Origin of the sequence: Moorena sp. SIO2C4 (assembly GCF_010672485.1) — a bacterium.
In the GTDB taxonomy this organism is placed as follows: domain Bacteria; phylum Cyanobacteriota; class Cyanobacteriia; order Cyanobacteriales; family Coleofasciculaceae; genus Moorena; species Moorena producens.
The window spans coordinates 1-6,749 of record NZ_JAAHGN010000359.1; the positions used below are offsets into that span (position 1 = coordinate 1).

Sequence of the window (6,749 nt, forward strand, 5' to 3'; positions counted from 1 at the left end):
TAAGAGTTATCAAGTACTTACCCAAGCAATGTGGTTAAGATTTCTCAGGCAGTTAAAGCATTGGGTAGTCACGGAGTTCTACAAATCGTATTCTACGATGAGGGAATTGGCACAGAAGACTCTCTGAAGAGCAAGCTTTTCGGTGGCGCTTTTGGCAGAGGGATTGATACCAATATCCAGGATGCTTATCGCTTTCTTTGCCTGAACTACATCCCTGGTGACGAAATCTACCTATTCGGTTTCAGCCGTGGGGCTTATACAGTGCGCAGTCTAGCTGGAATGATTTATAAATCAGGCTTGCTATCCCGCTCCGAGATCCGTAAAGCTCCGGAAGCCTACGAAATGTACCGCTCTCGGGATATCAAGCCCAATCACCAACAAATGGTAGAATTCCGCAAAAAATACGGAGAAAGTGTCCCCATTACCTTGCTTGGCTGCTGGGACACGGTTGGTTCCCTTGGTATCCCTAATTTATCCCCCTTTTTGTGGTTTGACAAAAGGTTTAACAAGAGGTACAGATTCCACGATACCTCTTTGAGTCCGATTATTGAGCATGGGTTGCACGCTGTATCCATTGATGAGCAGCGCAAAGTCTTTGACGTGACGCCAATGGACAAAAGCCACCTTTCCCAGACCCAGGTTGTTCGTGAAGTATGGTTTCCAGGGGTTCACGGCTCCGTCGGTGGTGGCTCCCAGGAGCAGAGCGGCTTGTCCGACGGCGCACTGCAGTGGATGATGGACTCAATCGGCAAGATCGGTCTTGGTCTTGAGTTTGACCCAAGGGCAATTCCTACTGGTATCAACCTTGATTATGATATTGATTTCAACAATGCTCTGGGTCTATTCAAGTTCACAGGGCGCAAGCTACGGGAGATTTCGGATAACTTTGATGACCTTCACCAGAGTGTAATAGAACGCTGGATGAAGCGGCCTGATTATCGACCGAGGAATCTGGCTGACAAGCACGGCCCCAGACTAAATCAACTATTACAACTTAAGCAACAGAAGTAAAATAATGATGTCAATTTTGGTTTACTAGTCAACAGCTAATAATTAGTAATTTGTTATTTGAATAAAATTGTGAAGTATGAAGTATGAAGTGTGAAGTGTGAAGTGTGACAACTAAACTTTTAGTTTTTAATTTTAGATTTATCAACAAAAACTTGTTTGGAAACGCGAATGAGTTTATAGGGACCAAGACTAGCTAAGGTAGTATATTGCTCAGGTTTTAGCTTGGCTTTCTTTAGCCTTTTCTTCCTAGCTAACATCAAAACGGAGGGAGGTGAAGGCTGAGTCACTGCTATTTCTTTCATGTAATTTCGTGCTTTTTTACCTTTGCTCATGTAGGTGACGGGTTGCTGGGTGTAAAAAACCACACTGGGTTTTTTGAAACCAATCATAATCAATTCTTCTGACGATTGCTTTTCTTGAACAGCAATGGCAGATAATTGCCGTAGGGGTAATTGACGCACTTGATCCACTAACAAGAAAGTAGGGGTCAACACGAAAATAAGAAAGGCTAAAAATCCCACTAGGTTGACTATCCATAGCCCAAACAACCAACGTCGCCAGAGCAACAGTGCTGCTACAATAGCAGTTATACTCCAAATAATACCTCCCCTCACCATTAAGCCGGATTCTTGCAACTGCTCCGGTAAGTCTGGTGCTGCTGGTCCACTACCGATATATTCGGGAGCCAAAAAAATGGCAGTGGCAAGGGCAATTAACAACAAGAGGTTAAATAGGCTACTGAGTAGCATGGATCGGGAAAGGGGCACACGGGCAGACCAGGAAAGGGTACTAGTATGGGTGAGTTGGTCACTCCACAATAAAGCCAAAAGAATGGCGGCAGCTGGAATTAGGGGTAGCACATAGCTGGGTAGTTTAGTGGCAGCAATGGTAAAAAAGCCGAAAATCCCTACAAACCAGAACAGAGCAAATAAACCCAAATGAGTAGAACGGGGTGAGTTACTCCACCGCACCCGCCGCCAAAATTTTAGTCGTGCGATCGCAAACGGCAAGTAGCTCGACCAAGGGGCAAAAGCTACTAGTACTACTGGAAAATAAAAATACCAAGGCCCAGCGTGGCGGTTAACGGTGCGAGTAAAGCGTTGAATATTGTGATATCCAAAAAACGAGTCGATATAGGCTTGCCCATTGGCTAGGGTTACTAATAGATACCAAGGTAGTGTCAGAGCCAAAATAATCACAATGCCTCTAAATAAGCACATTTCCTGCAATACTTCCCTGCCATTGCCCAGGTAAAGCAGAAAACCACCAATAATTAGTGTGGGTAGAACGATACCGACTGGTCCTTTGGTAAGGATAGCTAGAGCAATGAGCACATAACAGGCTAGGTACCAACGGCAAGGGTATTTGTGAGGGGGTGAGGGGCTTTTAGCAACAGTTTTTTCGCTGCTTCCGAGCTCCTGTGCTCCTGTGTTCCTATGGTTTCGATGGGCATACCCTAGAAAAAAACTTAGTAATGCACCCCCGACACAGGCGCTGAGTAGCATATCTGATACACCGGTTCTTGCCCAGATAATGGTTTGAAGATTCACTGCCATCAGGGTTGAACCAATCCAGGCACAGATCCACAACTGGCGCTGGCGATAGGAAGAGTTGATTTTGCTATCCCTGTGCTGACTTGACTCTACATCAGGGGTAAAGGCAGCAGGACGGGAAATCCCATAATATCGTAGGGTGTAAAAGGCTAATCCAGTTAATGCGATCGCACTCAAGGCTGACGGCAGTCTTACTGCCCATTCATTCACCCCAATCAACCGGTAACCAATTGCCATCAACCAGTAGATTAGGGGGGGTTTATCAAAGCGAGTCTCACCATTGAAATAAGGGGTAATCCAGTCACCTGTCACCGTCATCTGGCGAGCGGCCTCAGCAAACAAGGGTTCAGTTTCATCTACTAAACCGATGTTGCCCAAATTCCACAAAAAAGCTAGCCAGCTGATCAGGAGTAACCACAGAATAGAAAGTGTCCAGATGGTGGTGGGATGCTGTTGCCAAGATTGCCACCAATTTTTAAACCTATTAGCTAATGTAAACTTCATCAATGGGCTAGGGTGTGATTGAGGTCTAGCAGGCTATCATTATTCCAAAAACGGATAGCATGGTCTACACGTGTGTTATTCTTATTTCAACGAGTGTAGTAGATGCAGAATACCCGTCTTAATAATTTAGTTGATTTTTTATGGACGCGGCTGGGGCTATGGTTTGCTAATCCCTGGCGACGCCTGTCGATGGTCCTGATTAGCTTTCTGTTTGGCTTCTTGGTAGGACAAGCCCTGTGTACTACAGCAGGAACTGGCCAGGAATGGATACTATCTGGGATGTTGATTGTTTTTACAGAAGCAGTTAACCGGTTGATTTATAGCGGTAAATTTCCAAAAGGCCAATTAAATCAAACCGTTGACCGGGTTTCATGGTTGGCAGATGTAGTCAATGCTTTTAAAATTGGTCTGGTATACAGTATGTATTTAGAAGCCTTCAAGCTTGGCTCTTAAAATAGTAATCAGTTACTAATGAGTTAGTAATCACTGCTGAGTAATTACTGCTGAATCCTAACAAGGGAGACGTCTGATGCAACTACTGACCGAGAAACGATAAATGACAAGTGACACCAAGAGCGTTGGTCAAATTCTCGAGCAGTGGGTATCAGGAAAAACACCCAATCCCCTTGAATCTCAGCAACTCTTGGCTGAGGAACTGGCTGATCACCTAAAGGCAAAGGCGTTTGGCATCACAGAGGATAATGGTGAACAGGTAATCCAAGCGCGATCGCATTTGTTTGAGATAGTCTACCCAGATATTCTCCGTCTACCGTATTTTGAAACTACTCCTGAAACACAGCAAAAGACTCTCTTATGCCTCTGGAACCTCTGGCTTCCTTTAGCCATGGAGTTGGTATCCTGTCGTAAACAGCTGGGACGTCCTTTGATTCAGGGCATATTAGGAGGGCAGGGCACCGGGAAAACCACTCTAGCGGCAGTCTTAAGTGTGATTCTCCACAAATTAGGCGATGGACTTCGTCCCGCTTTCAGCGAACGCACTCTCAGCCTGTCTATCGATGACCTCTACAAAACCTACAAGGAGCGACAACAGCTTCAAGAACAAGACCGCAGGCTGATCTGGCGTGGTCCCCCTGGAACTCATGATGTTGAGCTGGGTTTACAGCTATTAGACCAATTACGATCCCCTTCCCCTACGCCACAAATCCTCGTGCCTCGGTTTGATAAATCAGCTTTTGGGGGGGCTGGAGACCGAATCACTCCAGAGGTGGTCGAAAGTATTGATATTGTATTGTTTGAAGGGTGGTTTGTTGGGGTTCGACCCATTGAGCCAGAAGCGTTTGATGGCTCTGTTCCAGAACCGATTCATACCTTGGAAGACCGAGAGTTTGCTCGGGATATGAATCAGCAACTGAGGCTTTATGTACCCCTGTGGGAACGATTAGACCGATTGATGGTACTCTACCCTACTGACTACCGCCTCAGTCAGCAATGGCGACTACAGGCAGAGAAACAGATGATTGCTCAGGGTAAGTCAGGGATGGAAGATTCACAAATTAGAGATTTTGTCAACTATTTTTGGAAAGCTCTCCATCCAGAATTATTTATTACACCCCTGACTCGAAACCCAAATCTAGTAGACTTGGTGGTTGAAATTAATCCTGACCACACACCTGGTGTGATTTATTCACCAGGGGATGCTGATTAGGATAAAATCAACGTAAGCATATGCGCGTAGCGCACGCTGCTTGAGGTGCTATCAGCCCTTAGGCGTCAGCTAATCAACGGGAGGTAGTAAACAAGCACCGGGATTGCTGGTACGGCTGGTTGAAAATCCCTGCTCGTTTGACTGATCTGACCCCATGCACTTCTCGTGCCAGAGTAATATAGAGGCAATAGTCAACATCGCTTGATAATTGATGGCATATTTCTCATAACGAGTTGCGATTCGTCGATTTTGCTTGAGGCGATTAATAAGTCGTTCGACTCGATTTCGTTCTCGTTTGCAGACCCCGATTGAAGCGTTCTCGTTTTTTCTCATTGCTTTTCGGGGGGAATAATAGGGGTTGCTCCCTGAAAACGCAGTTTTTCTCTAATTGCTTGACTACTGTAAGCTTTATCACCTAAAAAGTAGCGAAATCGACTTTTTGGTCTTCGAAGTCCAATTCCTTTGACTTTTCCTCCAGTCAGTAAGTCATCAAAAGCAATGGTGTCATGACTACAAGCTGATGTTAGGACAAAAACCATTGGTTTTCCAAACCCTTCAGCTCGCTTTGTGGACTTTTGTAGAGAAACCTCCAAGTGCTACGCCGCTTAGCTTGGTTTTGTTGCCCTCTTTTGCGACCGCCGCATGTGGATGTGCTCTGACTACGGTACTGTCGGCAAAATGGACTTCCCAATCAATCAGCCCAACGGCTACAGCTTTTTGTTGAAGACCTGCCCAAATTTGATCCCAAATACCAGGTTTTCGCCATCGGTAGAACCGACTGGAGACTGTACTGTGAATTCCGTAATCCGGAGGTAAATCTCTCCAGGGTGCGCCTGTTCTCAAGATCGGTGATAATCCCATTAATGATGGAACGATTGTCATGTGCTGGTTTTCCAGTCCGGAGACGAAACCTTAGATAGGGTCGCCTTTATGGGCGACAGGCTATGGGTAAAAGGGTTAAAACTTATTGATTAAGGCGACCCTATCTTACGGTAACTTCGTTCCCAAGCTTTTTGAGGTGGTAATAAGGGCGCTTTGCTTTTCCCACTGTTCGTCGGTTAACTCGCCTCTGTTAGCAATCTCCATTCGTTTTTGTGCTACTTCCGTGCGTCTTTTTACCAAAAATTTTGGGTAATCGCGCCCCGTCCTTATAGGAGACGCGCGCCTCAGAGTTAAGAAGCATTTATTGGGAGCAGGCTATGAGCAAAAGGGTTAAAACTTATTAATTAAGGCTTCTTAACTCTTACGGTAACTTCTAGAGACGGCTTTCTTTTTGGGAGCATCCCAATTTGGCACGTTAGCTCTTTTTAGGGGGCTGAAACCCTTGAAATATCGTTGCTTTGGGTAATATTGTTTCCAAAATGGGATGCTCCCTTCTTTTTCAGCTAAAACTTGACAGTTTTCACAGAGCGTGTTATAATAAAAACCCTTACAATAAACTAAAAAGCTAGATAAATACTATCTAAAAATAAGTAGATAACGTAAAAAATATGTATGAGATACGTATTGCGTAATTTGGTCTAACGACTACAACGTCTATGAAAAACTTAGATAAAAAAGTATCTGTCTATTCATCTAAAAAAGGTACGGTGGGGCACACCGAAACCATTATCTAGGATCTAAACGCTTGGGGAGATTTGTCCTCTACTTTTTCTGACTCCGGTTTGAAAGAGCCACGACGAGTCATAGAGCCAAGAATCCCCGCTCATAAGCGGGCGGGGAGTGTCAAGAAAAGAGAAATTTAGTATAATTGCTGGGGGATTGAGTGAAGCTCGTCAAGGCTTTAAAGCTTTACCAGGGGTGAAGCAGAAAATTGAGCAAATTGCTAAAAGCTTGAACCCAGACTCAGTCATGCTCAATCAAGAATTCACTAGCGAGAGAGTGTCTAAGAGGATATCTCCCAAGTTTTTTGATACTGAATTTTGCCCCCCTGACCCCCCAAGCGAGCAATCCCTCGCTTGGGGGGAACAAGAGTCAATTTGCTTCTAAAAGTCCCCCAGAATTGGGGGACCAAC

At 45.0% G+C, this 6,749-nt stretch carries 7 protein-coding genes and 1 pseudogene; 4 read left to right on the forward strand and 4 right to left on the reverse strand.

The annotated features are described in order from the left end of the window. Positions 1–30 precede the first annotated feature (30 nt). A complete protein-coding gene (locus F6K20_RS18810; RefSeq protein ID WP_287295625.1) occupies positions 31–1,011 on the forward strand; it encodes a T6SS phospholipase effector Tle1-like catalytic domain-containing protein in 981 nt (326 codons plus the stop codon). A gap of 119 nt (positions 1,012–1,130) precedes the next feature. Here F6K20_RS18810 and F6K20_RS18815 read toward each other — a convergent pair whose 3' ends face one another. After that, the gene (locus tag F6K20_RS18815) at positions 1,131–3,068 is read right to left on the reverse strand and encodes an ArnT family glycosyltransferase (protein WP_008182340.1); all 1,938 of its coding nucleotides are present in this window, start codon (positions 3,066–3,068) and stop codon (positions 1,131–1,133) included. A gap of 102 nt (positions 3,069–3,170) precedes the next feature. Between F6K20_RS18815 and F6K20_RS18820 the strand changes: the two genes are divergently transcribed. Continuing rightward, a complete protein-coding gene (locus F6K20_RS18820) occupies positions 3,171–3,521 on the forward strand; it encodes a DUF565 domain-containing protein (RefSeq protein WP_008182338.1) in 351 nt (116 codons plus the stop codon). Between the two features lie 103 nt (positions 3,522–3,624). Further along, a complete protein-coding gene (locus F6K20_RS18825; RefSeq protein WP_008182336.1) occupies positions 3,625–4,734 on the forward strand; it encodes a hypothetical protein in 1,110 nt (369 codons plus the stop codon). A gap of 168 nt (positions 4,735–4,902) precedes the next feature. On the opposite strand, the pseudogene F6K20_RS40715 reads toward F6K20_RS18825, so the two are convergent. The 3 genes and pseudogenes from F6K20_RS40715 to F6K20_RS18840 all read right to left on the reverse strand — a co-directional run. Further along, a pseudogene (locus F6K20_RS40715) lies at positions 4,903–5,028 on the reverse strand (IS5-like element ISMra2 family transposase); the annotation flags it as partial. A 35-nt stretch (positions 5,029–5,063) separates the two neighbouring features. Continuing rightward, complete coding sequence (locus F6K20_RS18835) at positions 5,064–5,273, reverse strand: transposase (protein WP_008182333.1); 210 nt, start codon at positions 5,271–5,273, stop codon at positions 5,064–5,066. Positions 5,274–5,289: 16 nt separating this feature from the next. Beyond that, positions 5,290–5,595, reverse strand: a complete 306-nt coding sequence (locus tag F6K20_RS18840) for a transposase (protein WP_287295627.1) — start codon at positions 5,593–5,595, stop codon at positions 5,290–5,292. Between the two features lie 861 nt (positions 5,596–6,456). Between F6K20_RS18840 and F6K20_RS18845 the strand changes: the two genes are divergently transcribed. Continuing rightward, complete coding sequence (locus F6K20_RS18845) at positions 6,457–6,723, forward strand: hypothetical protein (RefSeq protein ID WP_008178035.1); 267 nt, start codon at positions 6,457–6,459, stop codon at positions 6,721–6,723. Positions 6,724–6,749: the final 26 nt, after the last annotated feature.